The 15,268-nt window shown below is 62.9% G+C and carries 20 protein-coding genes; 8 read left to right on the top strand and 12 right to left on the bottom strand.

Annotation, left to right across the window (positions count from 1 at the left end; all coding sequences use genetic code 11):
• Positions 1 to 10: 10 nt before the first annotated feature.
• The 3 genes from plsX to JNE37_RS21280 form a co-directional block, all read right to left on the bottom strand.
• Positions 11 to 1,078 (bottom strand): phosphate acyltransferase PlsX, encoded by a 1,068-nt coding sequence (gene plsX / locus JNE37_RS21270; RefSeq protein ID WP_035039062.1) that lies wholly within the window; start codon positions 1,076 to 1,078, stop codon positions 11 to 13.
• Between the two features lie 84 nt (positions 1,079 to 1,162).
• Entirely contained in the window at positions 1,163 to 1,708 is a 546-nt protein-coding gene (locus tag JNE37_RS21275; RefSeq protein WP_035093141.1) for a YceD family protein, read from the bottom strand.
• Entirely contained in the window at positions 1,705 to 2,379 is a 675-nt protein-coding gene (locus JNE37_RS21280; protein WP_203064750.1) for a ubiquinol-cytochrome C chaperone family protein, read from the bottom strand. Before JNE37_RS21280 ends, JNE37_RS21275 begins: the two co-directional genes overlap by 4 nt.
• On the opposite strand from JNE37_RS21280, the gene JNE37_RS21285 reads away from it, so the two are divergent.
• The gene (locus tag JNE37_RS21285) at positions 2,378 to 2,815 is read left to right on the top strand and encodes an outer membrane protein assembly factor BamE (protein ID WP_035039067.1); all 438 of its coding nucleotides are present in this window, start codon (positions 2,378 to 2,380) and stop codon (positions 2,813 to 2,815) included. The genes JNE37_RS21280 and JNE37_RS21285 overlap by 2 nt on opposite strands.
• A 158-nt stretch (positions 2,816 to 2,973) precedes the next feature.
• On the opposite strand, the gene nusB is transcribed toward JNE37_RS21285, so the two are convergent.
• From nusB to glyA, 3 genes are all read right to left on the bottom strand, one after another.
• Positions 2,974 to 3,462: a transcription antitermination factor NusB gene (gene nusB / locus JNE37_RS21290; RefSeq protein WP_035039069.1), complete on the bottom strand. Its 489-nt coding sequence runs from the start codon at positions 3,460 to 3,462 to the stop codon at positions 2,974 to 2,976.
• A gap of 122 nt (positions 3,463 to 3,584) precedes the next feature.
• Positions 3,585 to 4,067, bottom strand: coding sequence for a transcriptional regulator NrdR (gene nrdR / locus JNE37_RS21295; RefSeq protein WP_203064751.1), 483 nt, complete (start codon positions 4,065 to 4,067; stop codon positions 3,585 to 3,587).
• Between the two features lie 3 nt (positions 4,068 to 4,070).
• On the bottom strand, positions 4,071 to 5,372 hold the full coding sequence (glyA, locus tag JNE37_RS21300) for a serine hydroxymethyltransferase (protein WP_035039074.1): 1,302 nt from the start codon (positions 5,370 to 5,372) through the stop codon (positions 4,071 to 4,073).
• A gap of 174 nt (positions 5,373 to 5,546) precedes the next feature.
• On the opposite strand from glyA, the gene JNE37_RS22715 reads away from it, so the two are divergent.
• Positions 5,547 to 5,963, top strand: coding sequence for a BA14K family protein (locus tag JNE37_RS22715; RefSeq protein WP_246513400.1), 417 nt, complete (start codon positions 5,547 to 5,549; stop codon positions 5,961 to 5,963).
• A gap of 165 nt (positions 5,964 to 6,128) precedes the next feature.
• On the opposite strand, the gene JNE37_RS21310 is transcribed toward JNE37_RS22715, so the two are convergent.
• Positions 6,129 to 6,818: a helix-turn-helix transcriptional regulator gene (locus JNE37_RS21310; protein ID WP_203064752.1), complete on the bottom strand. Its 690-nt coding sequence runs from the start codon at positions 6,816 to 6,818 to the stop codon at positions 6,129 to 6,131.
• A gap of 91 nt (positions 6,819 to 6,909) precedes the next feature.
• Between JNE37_RS21310 and JNE37_RS21315 the strand changes: the two genes are divergently transcribed.
• Complete coding sequence (locus JNE37_RS21315; protein WP_203064753.1) at positions 6,910 to 7,308, top strand: VOC family protein; 399 nt, start codon at positions 6,910 to 6,912, stop codon at positions 7,306 to 7,308.
• Positions 7,309 to 7,313: 5 nt separating this feature from the next.
• On the opposite strand, the gene JNE37_RS21320 is transcribed toward JNE37_RS21315, so the two are convergent.
• The 4 genes from JNE37_RS21320 to JNE37_RS21335 form a co-directional block, all read right to left on the bottom strand.
• The gene (locus JNE37_RS21320) at positions 7,314 to 7,526 is read right to left on the bottom strand and encodes a DUF6898 family protein (protein WP_035039083.1); all 213 of its coding nucleotides are present in this window, start codon (positions 7,524 to 7,526) and stop codon (positions 7,314 to 7,316) included.
• A 5-nt stretch (positions 7,527 to 7,531) separates the two neighbouring features.
• Positions 7,532 to 8,794, bottom strand: a complete 1,263-nt coding sequence (locus JNE37_RS21325) for a L,D-transpeptidase family protein (protein WP_035039288.1) — start codon at positions 8,792 to 8,794, stop codon at positions 7,532 to 7,534.
• Between the two features lie 268 nt (positions 8,795 to 9,062).
• On the bottom strand, positions 9,063 to 9,575 hold the full coding sequence (gene ldtR, locus JNE37_RS21330; protein WP_035039086.1) for a transcriptional regulator LdtR: 513 nt from the start codon (positions 9,573 to 9,575) through the stop codon (positions 9,063 to 9,065).
• Between the two features lie 191 nt (positions 9,576 to 9,766).
• Positions 9,767 to 10,156, bottom strand: a complete 390-nt coding sequence (locus JNE37_RS21335; protein ID WP_035039089.1) for a DUF6163 family protein — start codon at positions 10,154 to 10,156, stop codon at positions 9,767 to 9,769.
• A gap of 105 nt (positions 10,157 to 10,261) precedes the next feature.
• On the opposite strand from JNE37_RS21335, the gene hemB reads away from it, so the two are divergent.
• Positions 10,262 to 11,275 carry a porphobilinogen synthase gene (gene hemB / locus JNE37_RS21340; protein ID WP_081840859.1) on the top strand — a complete coding sequence of 338 codons (1,014 nt, stop codon included), beginning with the start codon at positions 10,262 to 10,264 and terminating at the stop codon, positions 11,273 to 11,275.
• On the opposite strand, the gene JNE37_RS21345 is transcribed toward hemB, so the two are convergent.
• A complete protein-coding gene (locus tag JNE37_RS21345; RefSeq protein ID WP_203064754.1) occupies positions 11,265 to 12,326 on the bottom strand; it encodes a LacI family DNA-binding transcriptional regulator in 1,062 nt (353 codons plus the stop codon). The two genes, hemB and JNE37_RS21345, sit on opposite strands and share 11 nt — an antisense overlap.
• A 99-nt stretch (positions 12,327 to 12,425) precedes the next feature.
• On the opposite strand from JNE37_RS21345, the gene JNE37_RS21350 reads away from it, so the two are divergent.
• From JNE37_RS21350 to JNE37_RS21365, 4 genes are all read left to right on the top strand, one after another.
• Positions 12,426 to 12,683 (top strand): hypothetical protein, encoded by a 258-nt coding sequence (locus JNE37_RS21350; protein WP_203064755.1) that lies wholly within the window; start codon positions 12,426 to 12,428, stop codon positions 12,681 to 12,683.
• 110 nt (positions 12,684 to 12,793) lie between these two features.
• Positions 12,794 to 13,294 carry an RDD family protein gene (locus JNE37_RS21355; RefSeq protein WP_052152382.1) on the top strand — a complete coding sequence of 167 codons (501 nt, stop codon included), beginning with the start codon at positions 12,794 to 12,796 and terminating at the stop codon, positions 13,292 to 13,294.
• A gap of 75 nt (positions 13,295 to 13,369) precedes the next feature.
• Positions 13,370 to 14,098 carry an arginyltransferase gene (locus tag JNE37_RS21360; RefSeq protein WP_035039097.1) on the top strand — a complete coding sequence of 243 codons (729 nt, stop codon included), beginning with the start codon at positions 13,370 to 13,372 and terminating at the stop codon, positions 14,096 to 14,098.
• Between the two features lie 26 nt (positions 14,099 to 14,124).
• Positions 14,125 to 15,132, top strand: coding sequence for an endonuclease/exonuclease/phosphatase family protein (locus JNE37_RS21365; RefSeq protein ID WP_203064756.1), 1,008 nt, complete (start codon positions 14,125 to 14,127; stop codon positions 15,130 to 15,132).
• Positions 15,133 to 15,268 lie beyond the last annotated feature (136 nt).

The following is a 15,268-nucleotide window of genomic DNA, read 5'->3' on the forward strand; positions in this document are numbered from 1 at the left end:
CGCAACTCACTCACGCAGATTTTCCCTCAGCTTCGAGTTCCGGCTGGCTCTCCACGATAGGTGGGAACCGGGACAGGCCCTCGGAAATCTTATCGATCAGATGGCTGCGCGCCATTTCATAGGCGAGGCCAAGCGCGCTCTTGTAGCCGATCTCGTCGGTACCGCCATGGCTTTTTATGACGATGCCGTTAAGACCCAGGAAAACGCCACCATTGACGGTGCGCGGATCCATCTTGCGGCGCAAGGCCGTCAGCGCCTGCCGCGCGAAGAACGCGCCGACCTTGGACATGAAATTGGCCGTCAGTGCGCCGCGCAGATAGCCGGCCACCTGCCGCGCCGTGCCTTCTGCGGTCTTGAGCACGATATTGCCGGTAAAGCCCTCGGTGACGACGACGTCCACCGTGCCCTTGCCGATATCGTCGCCCTCGACGAACCCGTGATAGAGGAACCCTGCCCCGCTGGCGTGGCTGAGCATGCGCCCGGCGTCCTTGACGGTATCGAGCCCCTTGACCTCTTCGCTACCCACATTGAGCAGGCCCACCGTGGGCAGGTCCTGATCGAAGAGCGAACGCGCCAGAGCAGAGCCCAGCACGGCAAAATCTACAAGCTGCTTGGCGTCCCCGCCCACCGTCGCGCCGACATCGAGCACCACGATATCCGAGCGCAGCGTCGGCCAGATGGCCGCAATGGCCGGGCGTGAAATGCCTTCCATCGGCCGGAGGCAGAAGGTGGCCATGGCCATGAGCGCGCCGGTATTGCCGCCGGAAATCGCCACATCGGCCTCGCCGTCCTTCACCGATTGCAGGGCGGCCCACATCGAGGAATTGCCCCTGCCCTTGCGCAGGGCCTGGCTGGGCTTCTCGTCCATGGCGATGACGGTTTCGCTGTGACGGACTTCGGAGACGGGCTTGAGTTCAGGGAATTGCTCGAGCAAGGGCTCGATAGCTTCCTTGCGCCCATGGAAGATGAAGCTGGTGTTCTTGCGCTCCTTCAGGGCAAGAGCCGCTCCATGGATGGCCACGCGCGGACCGATGTCGCCACCCATGGCGTCCACGGAGATTCTGATTCTATCGTTCATATCGCCCTTTAATGCGGCCTGCGGCAGCGTGGCGCCAAGATATCCAATCACGGAGTCGGCGCAAGTCCCGCGGAGACCCGCAGTCTAGCTCTTATCGCCGCTGTCTCGAAGAGATTTGAGGCTGGAGAATGGCGAATCCGGTTCATCGTCCGGATCCTGCGCAATATCGGCGACGCTCGCGCCGGGTGCGCGCGGATAGGGATCGATCGCCAAAGACAGTGTTTCCACAATCAATTCGGTGAGATCGACCTCGGGACCCTCGAAATAATCGGGGGCGTCCTCTTCTTCCATGTCGATAAAGACCTCGGCGCCGGGCGCATGCTGCTTTTCGCGACCGGGCAGGAAGACGCGGTCGATCGGCTCGTCGATGTCCTGCGTTACCGGCACGAAGCTGACGACGCAGGGCTGCACGACTCGCGCCTGAAGCCGGCCGAGTACCCTGATGCCGCCGCGGAACGGGGCGACGTTGAGACTCACATCGAGCTTTTCGAGATCGCTGATACGCAGCCGCTCCGTGAGTGCGGCACGCTGCTCCGCATTGGCGGAAAGCTTGAGGTCCCTGCCTTCCGGCGGGAGGTGGTCGATGCGGACGGAGGCGTCGAGCGCACTGTCTTCGGGTCGCTTGGTCATGCGTTGAGCTCCATCGTCACATTCCCCGCCATGATCGCTTCGATCGACTGGCCGCCGAGGAGGTCGGATTGCGCCACCATGTATTCGGAGAGTTTTCGCACCGGCGGATTATCGACTTCCGCATAGACATTGCGGGAAAGCACGTCGTCCAGTGCCTGCATGTTCAGGCTATCCATGGCCGCGTTGACCGCTGCCAGCAAGCCGAAGAACTGATTGCCCATCTTCTGGATGCGCTTGGCGATCGAGAGGTCGCCCACGCCCATTTCACGCAGCGAGCGATCCATATCCTTAAAGAAGAGGTCGAAGACCGCCTGGGAGAATTCCTTGACCTTGCGATCATCCGAGCGCAGGCGCCGGAAGAGCAGCGCCATATGCAGGCTGATCATGTCGAAACGGCCCGTGACCGTGTCGGGAACGCCCCACTCGGCGTAGAAAACCGGTTGCCGGGATTGCGCCACAATGGCGTTATAGACGGCATAAACCGGCGCGGTATCAGTGTTTTTTCTGAACAGGGACAGGATCATGGCTACGCTCGGCGTCGTGACCGGTCGGCAGAGAGCCAGCTTGCAGTACGAAGCATTGGCGGCTAAACATTCCGGCGGCCTTAGTGTGGGCTTATCAAGCCCTGTCGCGAGCCTATAGTCGAGTGCCATCGGGAAAGTCAAATTCATGCCGTTGAAACGCCTAGCTCCGCTCGCCGCTGCCCTGGTCCTGGGTGTTGGCCTTGCCGCCTGCTCGACCGGCGGCGGTCTCATCGTCAACAAGACCGAAGGCTACGAGATTTCGGACGATGCGTTGCTGCAGATTCGTCCCGGCCAGAGCATGGAACTGGTGAACACCGTTCTCGGCTCGCCGCAGACTACCAGCACCTTCGGTGGCGAAACGGCCTATTATTACGTCGAGACCAAGCTGGCGACGACCGCGATGGGCCTGAGCTCCATCAAGGAACGGCGCGTGCTGGCCATCTATTTCGACAAGAACAAGAAGGTGAAGGACAAGGCCCTCTACGGCGCCAAGGACGGCAAGGCCGTCACCATCGAATCGCGCCGTACGCCGTCGTTCGGTGAGGACAAGACCTTCATCGAGTCGATCCTGTCGTCGCTGTAAGCCAACAGCGCGCACCACGAGATTATCGGACGCTCTCCCCATGGGAGGGCGTCTTTTCTTTGTTTCGACTTGGGGGGTAGAGGCTCCCCGGGCTTCGCCGAAGAAGAAACATTTGTGGAAGTTGTCAGCAGGGCTGCGCGGATAGCGCGCCTCCACCCTTACGCGTTCGGATGGCCGCTTTCGCGTATGATACGGTCCAGTACGCCGTTCACCAGACCGGTCGCATCGTCCTCGTAGAACGCCTTGGCGATATCCACGTATTCGCTGATCACCACGCGGGCCGGAATATCCTGCCGCCGCAGCAATTCCCATGCGGCGGCGCGAAGAATCGCCCGGAGCGTCGCGTCGACGCGCGTTACCGGCCAGTCGTCCGTCAGGGCATTGTCGATAGCCGGGTCGAGTTCACGCTGGAACTTCACGACGCCGCGCAGAATCTGGCGGAAGAAATCGGCATCGGCCGGGAGGTATTGCTCGCCCTCGATCTCGCGGCCGCCCAGGTGCTGTGCGTTGAACTGATCGAGCGTGTCTTCCAGGGTCTGGCGGCCCACATCCATCTGATAGAGAGCCTGCACGGCGGCAAGGCGGGCAGCGCCGCGCTGGTTTGCCGGGCGTTCGCCATTTTCGCCGCGTTTGGAAGGTTGCGCCACGAGAGGTAGTCCTTAGAAAACTGGAAGAAGCGCGGTTCCGCCCGCGCTGCAACGATTTGGGAGGTTATCGTCCATCCCCTGCCCGCCGGTCAACATCCGTCAAACCGGCAGCAGGTATGCGATTAGTCGTCATCGGCCTCATGCCGCGGGCTCTTGCCGTTGCCGAGTTCGGCAAGGAAGGAGCGGAAGTCGTCGGCCGCCGAGAAGTTCTTGTAGACCGAGGCGAAGCGGACGAAGGCGACGTCGTCGAGGCCCTTGAGCCCCTCCATCACATATTCGCCGATCTGGTCGGAGGTGACTTCCACATCGCCCAGGCTCTCGAGCTGGCGGACGATGCCGGAGATCATGCGTTCGATGCGTTCGGGTTCGACCGCGCGCTTGCGCAGGGCCGTGTAGACCGACCGCGAGAGTTTCTCGCGGTCGAACGGCACCTTACGGCCCGATTTCTTGACCACCACGAGGTCGCGCAATTGCACGCGCTCGAAGGTGGTGAAGCGGCCGCCGCAGGCATTGCAGATGCGACGGCGCCGGATTGCACTCGAATCCTCGGTCGGCCGGCTGTCCTTGACCTGTGTATCTTCGTTGCCGCAGTAAGGACAGCGCATGGTTTACTGACCGTAGATCGGGAAAGCGTCGGTGAGCTTCTTGACCTTGTCGCGGACACTGGCCTCGACAGCGCCGTTATTGTCCTCGCCGTTGAGAGCAAGGCCATCGAGCACTTCGACCATCAGTTCGCCCACGAGCTGGAATTCCGGCTCGCGGAAGCCGCGCGAGGTCGCCGCCGGGGTGCCGACGCGGATACCCGAGGTGATCGCCGGCTTTTCCGGGTCGAACGGCACGGCGTTCTTGTTGCAGGTGATGTGGGCGCGCTCAAGAGCCTTCTCGGCAGCCTTGCCGGTGAGCTTCTTGGGGCGCAGGTCCACCAGCATCAGGTGATTGTCGGTGCCGCCGGTGACGATGTCGAGGCCGCCACGCACCAGCGTCTCGGCCAGCACCTTGGCATTGGCCACGACCTGGCGCGCATAGAGCTTGAACTCGCCCGTCTGCGCTTCTTTGAAGGCCACGGCCTTGGCCGCGATGACATGCATCAGCGGGCCGCCCTGGATGCCGGGGAAGATCGCCGAATTGATCTTCTTGGCGATATCCTCGTTGTTGGTCATGATCATGCCGCCACGGGGGCCGCGCAGCGTCTTGTGCGTGGTGGTGGTAGCGATATGAGCGTGGGGGAACGGGCTCGGATAGACGCCGCCGGCCACGAGGCCCGCAACGTGGGCCATGTCGACCATCAGCAGCGCGCCGATCTCGTCGGCCACGGCGCGGAACGCCGCCCAATCCATGACGCGCGAATAGGCCGAGAAGCCGGCCACGATGAGCTTGGGACGGTGCTGGAGCGCCAGGGCGCGCATCTCGTCCATGTCGACGCGCCCGTCCTGCTTGCGCACGCCGTACTGGATGGCGTTGAACCACTTGCCGGACTGGTTCGGCTTGGCGCCGTGGGTCAGGTGGCCGCCGCCATCGAGCGACATGCCGAGGATGGTGTCGCCCGGCTGCAGCAGCGCCTGGTAGACGCCCTGGTTGGCCTGTGAACCCGAATTGGGCTGCACGTTGACGAATTCGCAGCCGAAGAGGTCCTTGGCGCGCGCGATGGCCAGGTTTTCGGCGATATCGACGAACTCGCAACCGCCGTAATAGCGCTTACCCGGATAACCTTCCGCGTACTTGTTGGTCATGATCGAGCCCTGGGCTTCGAGTACGGCCTTGGAGACGATGTTCTCGGACGCGATCAGTTCGATCTCGTTCTGCTGACGACCGAGCTCCTGCTTGATGGCCTGGGCGATCTCGGGATCGGTCTGGGCCAGCGAGTCAGTGAAGAAATGCGGAAAGAGCGGAAGTGACGTGGCAGCGCTCATTGGCGTTCCCCGGGAAGGTTGAAAGGTGTCGTGTTTCGCTGACGCGCGTCGTTTACCACATCGGGGGTGACGATTCCAAGCCGCCGACTACCCGTTGAGGTGCCAATTGTGACGCAACCGATGCCGATGGCTTTCGTTGAGGGTGTGACAAGACGCTTGCCACGGAGAAAACAAATGAAACCAGTCATCGCAAGCATAGCTGTCGCCTTGGCGACCGCCTCGATGGCGCTCGTTTCTGCAACGCCGGTGGCCGCCCAGGGTTATGGCGACCGTTACCGGTACGTGCAGCGGTATTGCGACCGCTTCCCCAATGATCCGGACTGCTACGACTTTGGCCGCCAGGGCCATCGCTGGGACAATCGCCGCTACAACCAGTGGTATTACTCCCACTACAATAACGGCGCCGATGCCGCCATCGCCGGTATCTTCGGTCTCGTAGCCGGTGCGATCGCCAGTGGCGCATTCAACTCGCGCAAGCCTGTGGTCAGCAGCGGCCACGTGCAGCGTTGCTCGGCCCGCTTCAAATCCTACGATCCGCGTAGCGACACCTATCTCGGCTACGACGGCCGCCGCCATGCCTGCAACCTTTAGGACGGGGTGCAGGTGACGAGGGAGAGCCGCTCAAGGGCGGCTCTCTTGGTTTTTGTACGTTAGGCGCCCTGCGCCACGCCATTTCCACATAACCATCCCCACCCCTTACTTCCCCGGCTCTGCGCCCGGGGAAGTTTCGTGGTTGGGGTGAGATCACGGGGCACCTCACCGCCCCCGCCTCTCCTCCCGCCAGACCTCCCACCGGCGCCTTAACCGCGCGTGGCTCCATCCATGCCGCTCCTGCAGCATTTCCATCCCGACCACCCGATCCGTCCGAAAGTGCCGAAAATCCTCGCGTAGCTCACACCACGCGACCAGAAGGCTGGTCGCCTCCGAGTAACCCAGCACCACCGGCCATACCGTCCGCTCGCTCTCCTCACCCGTCTCGGTCCGGTAGCGCAGCCGCAGTTTTTGCCCGTTCCGGATCGCCATGCGGATAGGCGTCGTATCCAGCCGCTCTCCTTGCGCATCCACAGGCTTCACGCCCACGCTCGGCACTTCGATGAACGGGCGCAGATGCTCGGGTACGACGGCCGCGATCTTGGCGATGACATCGCGCGCCGCAGTTGAGAGCGCCTTGTCGGAACGATCCGCAACCCATTGAGCGCCCAGCACAATCGCTTCGACCTCGTCGGCGCTAAGCATCAGCGGCGGCATGTCGTAGCCGGCATCCAACACATAGCCGAAACCGGCCTCACCCTGTATCGGCACGCGCTGCCCGATGAGGTCGGCGATGTCGCGATAAACGGTGCGCTTGGAAACCTCCAGTTCCTCGGCAATCGCCGCAGCCGTGATCGGCCGCGTCGAGCGGCGCAACACCTGGATGATCTGGAACAATCGATCGGCTCGACGCATCTGCTGACTCCTGCTGCCACAATGCTGGCAGCAGCCATTAGCGACAAGGCTCCATCAACGCCGCGCTTCGTGGCCCTCGAAAGGAACCCTCATGAAATTCGCTTCAGTGCGCCTCGTCGCCGCCGACATCAAAGCCGTCGTCGCCTTCTACGAGACCGTCACAGGCAAGAAAGCCGAATGGCTCGCGCCCGTCTTCGCCGAGATCGTTACACCGTCGGCCACCCTCGCCTTCGGCTCGGCCGAAATCGTCGCGTTGTTCAAGGAAGGCAGTGCCGAACCTGCTGCCAATCGCAGCGCCATCATCGAAATCCAGGTCGATGACGTCGAAGCCGAATATGACCGGCTCAAGGATCGGGTGGAGGTGGTGATGCCGCCCAAGCTCATGCCCTGGGGCAACCTGGCCACCCAGTTCCGCGATCCGGAAGGCACGCTGGTGAGCCTTTACACCCCGGCCACCGACGCGGCGCGGCAGCGGTTCGGCAATCGCTAGTACGGTCAGAACAGCCGCTGCGGGGCGGCACCGCCCTGCCCTTCGCCCTCGGCCAGCCTGCGTTTGAGCTTGGCCATGGCAAGCGCCTGCATCTGGTAGCGGCTGGCGGTGACGGGCGTGATGACGATGACTTCGATCTTGGTGTCCGCGTCGATCGCGGACACCCGCATCTGCTGGCCGATCTGGGTGAACTCGAAGAGAACTTCGCGTTCGCCCATCTTTGTCAGCCCTGCTCGAACGTGGTGCGGCCTTCGGCGTCGAAATTGTAGACGTCGTCGCGGAAGCTGACCGTGCCCTGGCGATTGGCCCAGGCGGTGATGTAGGTGGTATGAACCGGGGTCGGGTTCTTCACCTTGACGTCGAGGCGCTCGTTGGACGCAAACGTCTGCTGGACGCGACCCACATCCCAGTCGCCATTGCTCTGGAGCAGCCAGGCCACCAGCGAATCCACCTCGTTGATGCGCATGCAGCCCGAGGAGTGGAAGCGCGCATTCTCGCCGAACAGCGACTTGGTGGGCGTGTCGTGCATGTAGACGTCGTAGGGGTTCGGGAAGTTGATCTTCACGTGACCCATCGAGTTCTCGGCGCCCGGTTCCTGGCGGAACATGTAGTTGACGGCTTCGTTGGTCGACCAGTTGATATCGGTCGGCTGCAGCTCGTTACCCTTGCCGTCGTAGATGTGGATGCGGAACTTGGTCAGGTATTCCGGATCTTCATTCATGTACTTGATCAAGTCCTTCTGGATGATGGACTTGGGCACGTGCCAGTACGGGTTGAAATTGATCTGGTGCACCTTGGAGTGCAGGATCGGCGTCTGACGGTCGATACGGCCGACGACCGCGACGTGGCGCTGGGCCACCGCACTGTTTTCGATCGCTTCTGCCGAAGCCGCCGGCACGTTCACGACCAGGTAGCGGTCGGTGAGCGTCTGGCTGATGTTCTGCACGCGGGTGAGGTTGAGGCGCAGCTGGTTGAGGCGCGTCTCGGCCGGCACGGCCATGGCGTAGAAGGTCGGCTCGTCCACCTGGCCGGTGACGATAAGGCCGTGGCGCGCCTGGAAATTGCGGACCGCCTGGTCGGTCTGGGCATCGAACATGTCGTCGATGCGCTCTGCCGGCGGCAGGTCGCCAGAGGACATGAGGCGGCGCTTGAGGGCGACGACCGAGCGGCGGCCATTGCCGAGCGTCAGGCCGAAGACTTCCTTGGGCACCTGTTCCCAGCCACCGGCCGCGACGAACGGCTCGTACTGCGCAATGGCCTGCTGGAGATTATAGGCGGTATCGACCGACAGGATCGGCTCGTTGGTCTCGATCGCGGCGTTGGCCGCGGCGGTGTTGCTGTTCCGGTCGGTATCGCGCAGCACGCGGTTCCGGCTGAACATGTCCCAGATGGAGTCGCCCTCCTGAGCCCTGGCCACCGCGGGTAGCGCGGCGACTGCACCGGCAGCCGCCATGGAGCGAAGAAGAGTACGCCGAGAAAGCCGCATCAATTCACCTGCATCGAAGTCGAAAGAGTCGCCAAAGCAAAGCACACGATCATTTACTATCGCCTTACCATCCTGTCGGCACGCCGAACAACGGCGCTCAAACAGCTGTGAACCGACGTCCGGGCCGATACGCAGGCGAACGCGACGAATGACTGCTACTTTGCGTGTAAGCCAGCTAGATACGGGAATTTGAGGCGCAAATAAGAAACGCCGGCATCAGGTGCCGGCGTTTCTTGGTCGGTGTGGCGCGAATGCCACAGTGCTCGAGTTAGAGCTTGTAGAGGATCTGGTCGACCCAGAAGCGCTCGAGGCGAGCCAGGGCCTTGTTGAGGCCGTCGAATTCGCCGTCGCCCAGGCCGCCGACCTTCTCGATCGACTTCAGGTGGCGATCATAGAGCTCGTCGATCACCTCGGCCACTTCCTCGCCCTTGGGGGTGAGGCGGATACGGACCGAACGGCGGTCGGCGCGGGAACGCTCCTGGTAGATATAGCCGGTCTCGACGAGCTTCTTGAGGTTGTAGGAAACGTTCGAGCCCAGGTAGTAACCGCGCGACCGCAGCTCGCCGGCCGTCATCTCGGCATCGCCGATGTTGAACATCAGCAGGGCCTGCACCGGGTTGATATCGTCCCAGCCCATACGGTCGAACTCGTCCTTGATCAGGTCGAGCAGGCGGCGGTGCAGGCGTTCGACCCGTGACACGGCTTCGAGGTAGAGGGGCTTCAGGCTTTCTGCCTTGCCGGGATGTTCAATTGCCTCAGCGGCGTTCGACTTGGTTACCATTGTTGGCCTCTCTGCTAAATTTTGCGCGATTTGTTCGCGTCTCAGTAGGGCCAAATTACAGGGGCCCGAATAAGATCGCCTTAAGCCGCACACTTAATGGCATCTTACTGGAAATGTTCGGGAATTTGGCTGAATCAAAGGTTACACTGCACAACACAATTGTAACCTGAATGAAGCCTAAACGGCTTCCGTCAGTCGTGGATCGCGGCCCGCCTGGTGCGGAAAGCGATGAGGAAAACCAGTAGCATAGCGATGAGGATGACGAGGCGCACGATGAAGCCGAAAAGGCTCATCTGCACGTTCGGGCTGCCTGAAAGGTAGAGGCCGAGCTCAAGAACGGTCACCCCGGTCAGCAGCACGTTGCCCCAATTGGCGCGGATCCAGATGCCGACCGCGGCAAAGAGATGCGCCACGGTAAAGACGCCCAGATAGATGAAGGCGCTCATACCCATCATGTCGATGGGGCTGGTCGTCCCCATCGAGACGCCGAGAAGGCGCGAGGCGTCGGAGAGGCCGAGGAAGAGCGTCACCAGCGCGATGGCGCGCAGCGCTATGGCGATCCACTCGGTGGGTATCTGCATCGGCCTGGCTCCCAACAAATCGTGTCCGGTCTAGCGTGCGCCTCGGTTGCGGGCAAGGCGCGCGGGCTGATAGAGAACCGCATCACGGCAAATTGGAGACCTTTCATGTCCGACTACTGGCCCAAACACGACATGGAGTTCCTCGCCGGGCGCAGGCTGCGCCGGACGCGGGCTTCGGCCTGGAGCCGGAACCTGGTGCGCGAGACGGTGCTCACACCCTCCGATTTCATCTGGCCGCTCTTCATCATCGATGGCCAGAACGAGCGCACTCAAATCAAGACCATGCCGGGCGTCGAGCGCCTGAGCGTCGATCTCGCCGTCGAGGCCGCCCGCCAGGCTGCCGCCGAAGGCATCCCTGCCCTCGCGCTCTTCCCCAATACGCAGGACGATCGCCGCAGCGAGAATGCCGAAGAGGCCTATAATCCCGACAACCTGATGTGCCGCGCGCTCAGCGCCATCAAGGAAGCCGTGCCCGAGATCGGTCTCATCGCCGACGTGGCGCTCGATGAATATTCCAGCGACGGCCAGGACGGTCTGGTGCGTGACGGCAGGATTCTCAACGACGAGACCGTGCATGTCATGATCCGCTCAGCCCTCGTCCAGGCCAAGGCCGGCGCCGACATCATCGCTCCGTCCGACATGATGGATGGCCGCGTGGGCGCCTTGCGCGCCGTTCTCGATGCCGAGGGCTTCGAGGACACGCAGATCATGTCCTACGCTGCCAAGTACGCCTCGGCCTATTACGGCCCCTTCCGCGAGGCGGTGGGCTCAGGCTCGCGCCTCAAGGGCGACAAGCGCACCTACCAGATGGATTATGCCAATTCCGACGAGGCGCTGCGTGAAGTCGCGCAGGATCTGGAAGAGGGCGCCGACTCGGTGATGGTCAAGCCGGGCATGCCCTATCTCGATATCGTTCGCCGCGTGCGCGAAGAGTTCAACGTACCGGTCTTCGTCTACCAGGTGTCGGGCGAGTACGCCATGCTCGAATTCGCGGCCGCCGCCGGCGCCATCAACCGCGACGCTTCGATCCTCGAAAGTCTCTATGCCTTCAAGCGCGCAGGCGCGAGCGGCATCCTCACCTATTACGCGCTCGAAATGGCCCGCAAACTCAACGCCTAGGCGCGGGCCCCGTCGAACCACGCACAAGGAGCCGCACCGGCATTCGTTCCGTTCCGGCGGGCGGCGCGGCTCCCAGGATCATATCCACGGCCTTGCGCCCGATCTCGGCCAGCGGCTGGGCGATCGTCGTCAGCGGCGGATTGGACATGGCGCCCTCTGGCACCCCGTCGAACCCGATCACCGACACCTCGTCCGGCACGCGAATACCCTTCGCCTGCAGCCACTCAAGCGCCAGCATGGCAGCAAGGTCCGACATGCAGAGCAGCGCGGTCGGCGGCTCCGGTGCTCCGAACAGCTGCTCCATGGCTTCGTTGACGGTCTTCCGGTCGCCCCGCGTCTCGATCAGCGGCACCTCGTCCTCGCCGATGCCGCTCTGCGCCAGCACAGCGTAGTAACCAAGCGCACGGTCGCGCGTATCGCCATAGCTTGCCGCACGCACGTCCACCGGCTTTCGCCGCCCGCTCCCCTTCTCATTGAAGGGCAATCCGAGAATCGCGAACCGCCTGTGCCCGAGTTCGATGAGGTGCTCGGCCGCCAGCCGCGCCCCGGCAAGGTTGTCGATGGTGATCGCCGCCACCGACTCATAGCCGTCCGGCGGATTGATCGCGACGAACGGCAATTGCCGCTCCTGCGACAGCTCCACCAGCTTGTCCGCGCCCTCGAGGCAAAAGAGGATGAACCCGTCCACCAGCGCGCTCTGGATATTCCAGGCCAGCGCTTCCTCGCTTTGGGCGGAAACCAGCGCGATGCCCGCCCCGCGTGCCTGCGCCTCCTCCGAGATCGCGGCCATCACCGTCCGCGCGAACGGGTCCTCAAAGAAATAGGATAGCGGCTCGTTGGCGCCGATGCCGATGGCATTGACCTTCCCTGCCCGCAGCAGCCGCCCTTTCGGGTTCGGCCCGCCATAGCCGATCTTCTTGGCAGCGGCCAAAACCTTCTCGCGCACTTCCTCGCGCACGACGTCCGGCCGGTTGAACACATTGGACGCCGTCCCCTGGGAAACCCCGGCGGCCTTGGCGACATCGGCAAGCTTGGCGGTCTTTTCGCTCATGCGTTCCCAGTATCACAATTCTTGAACCGTTTCAAAATTCGATTGACTGCCTCTTTGTATCGGTTCAATTTTGAATCGTTTCAACCAACGGAGGCTCAAATGACCAGCCTCGCCCATGACATTACCGCCTTCCTCGAAGCCGAAAAACCCGCCCGGCGCCCCTGGACACCCCGGGCGCTCGCCTACCTGCGCCGCCGATATGCCGAGCATGTCGCTCGCCAGGCCCTGGCCCGCCGCGACCCGCGGCTTCTGGCCGATGTCGGATACGAATCCGACCCGGTTCTCGGCGAAATCCGCCGTACCGTGCCCGATCCGTCCTCCCTCACCCCTGCGGTGAGGGACCGAGAGCGCAGCTGAGTCGCAGGCTTTCAACGGTTCCAGGGCACAATTTTGTGCCCGCGCTCTTGCACGGGACCTCACAGTCCCCAAATAGCACGCGACGAACCCCTGGCCAGAAAGGCACTCCGATGAACGCTGCCCTGCCCGATCCCGACACCGCGCCCGAGCTCTTCGAAGGCGTGCTGACGCGGCGCATGATGGCGTTCGTTGTCGACATGGTCATCATCTCGATGATGGTCTTCGCGCTCGCCATCGTCGGCGGCATAGCCGGCTTCCTGACCTTTGGCCTCGCCTGGCTCGGCCTCATCGTCCTGCTGCCGCTCTCGATCGTGCTCTACTACGCGGCCACGCTCGGCTCTCCGCGCCGCGCCACTGTCGGCATGCAGATGATGGACATCGTCCTCACCCCGACTCGCGCCTCGACGCTTGATGGCGGCATGGCCGTGCTGCACGCTTTGCTCTTCTGGGTCAGCGTCTGGATCTTCTGGCCGATCTCGTTGGGCATCGCGCTCTTCACGCCGCGCCGACAGATGCTGCATGACCTGATCCTGGGTACGCTCATGGTGCGCCGCTCGCCCATGACCCGCCATTGGGCCAGCTACCAGGCCAACGCCGGACGCGCTTTCTGACACCCCGATTTCTCCCCGTTGCACGGGGGCTCAGTCCGCAATAGTCTATGAGCCGGGTCGCGACCTGGACAATAGATGACGGATCATACCCCCGATAACACCCAACTGTTCCTCACGGCAGCAATGCCGTGCCCCTATCTGCCTGGGCGCCAGGAACGAAAGCTCTTCACGCACCTGACGGGCCGCCGTGCCGCGTCGTTGCACCAGTTGCTGAGCGATAACGGCTTCCGCCGTAGCCAGAACCTGATTTACCGCCCTGCCTGCGAAGGCTGCTCGGCGTGCCAGTCAGTGCGCATCGTCGCCCGGCATTTCAAGCCGAACGCCCGTTTCCGCCGGGTGCTCAAGAACAATACCGATATTGTCGCCCGCGTCTGCGAACCGCGCGCGACCACTGAACAGTTCGTATTGTTCAAGCGCTATCTCAATGCCCGTCACGCCGGTGGCGGCATGACGCAGATGAATTTCATCGACTACGAATACATGGTCGAGGACACCCCGGTGCAGTCCGTGCTGGTCGAGTATCGGCTCAATTCCGTCCCCGGCAATCCGCTGGTCGCCGTGGCACTGACCGACGTCATGCCGGACGGGCTGTCGATGGTCTACAGCTTCTATGACCCCGACATGGCCAATCGCGGATTCGGCAACCTGCTGATCCTCGATCACATCAGCCAAGTCTGTGAACAGGGGCTCGACTACGTCTATCTGGGCTATTGGGTCAAAGATTCGCCCAAAATGGCCTACAAGGCGGCATTTCGTCCGCTGGAAGTCCAAAAGGGACCGCTCGGCTGGCGCCCGCTAGACTGACGCAGTTTTTCCAGACCGGACGCTTCATGCGCCTCATCATCAGCGCCCTGCGCTTCATCCTCGGCACCGGCGCCCTCGTATTCTCCGTTATGGCGATCCTGGCGGTGCTGGGCTTTGCCGTGCCGTATTTCGACCTGCTCAACCACCTGCAGGCCGTGTTGTTCATCGGTACGTTGCTGTCGCTGCTCTTCGTGCCGGCCATCCTGCGCCGGGGCAATTGGCGCCGCTTCATGCTGGCGGCCACGGCCACCGGCTTCTTCGCCTCGGCCATCACCGTCGTGCCCGAATTCGCCGCCTCCCTCCAGCCGCGCCCGCCGGTCGCCGAGGGGCGCGCCACCGTCAAGGTGATGACGCACAATCTCTTCGGCATGAATTACGACATGCTGCGCGTGCTCGACGTCATCCGCAAGGAACAACCCGACATCATCGCCGTACAGGAATTCTTCGGCGAGCAGCGCTCCGAACTGGCGCCGCTCCTCAAGGAAACCTACCCCTATTCCGCCTTCTGCCGCGGTGGCAAGCGCGCCAATCTCGGCCTCTTCTCCAAGATTCCGTTCGAGCAGGCCCAGGATGGCGCCTGCCCTGATAACGCTTACGGCGATCAGCGCACCGCCCATATCCTGGCGCGCTTCGCGCTGGCCGACGGCTCGCAATTCTCGCTCCTCACCACGCATCTCGACTGGCCCGCCCCCCGCATGGCCCGCCAGCGCGAAGAGTTCGACCTGCTCGCCTCCGCCATCCAACAGGTTTCCGGGCCACTGGTCGTCGTTGGCGACTTCAACTCGACCTCCTGGTCCTACGCCCTGCGCAACTTCGCCCGCGGCGCCGGCCTGACGCGCGAGGACCACAGCCTCCTCACCTACCCGACGCTGTTCCACTATTTCGGCGCCTGGCGCCCAACGCTGCCCTTCCTGCCGCTGGACCACGTGCTGACCCGCGACGTCGCCGTGCACGAACTCCACGCCGCAAGCGCCACAGGCAGCGATCACCTGCCGGTGGTATTCACGATGTCGGTTGAGAAACCCGCGGAATAACAGATCGGGGTTGCACACGAGCCAGTGTGAACTGCCACCTGGGTCGTACCTCCAACCTCTCCCCACCACCGCACTTCCCCGGACTTGATCCGGGGCCTATTGCACCCCTCCACCCGAGTGGCGCCATCCGTGGGCC

The organism is Paradevosia shaoguanensis, from assembly GCF_016801025.1.
Lineage (GTDB): Bacteria > Pseudomonadota > Alphaproteobacteria > Rhizobiales > Devosiaceae > Paradevosia > Paradevosia shaoguanensis.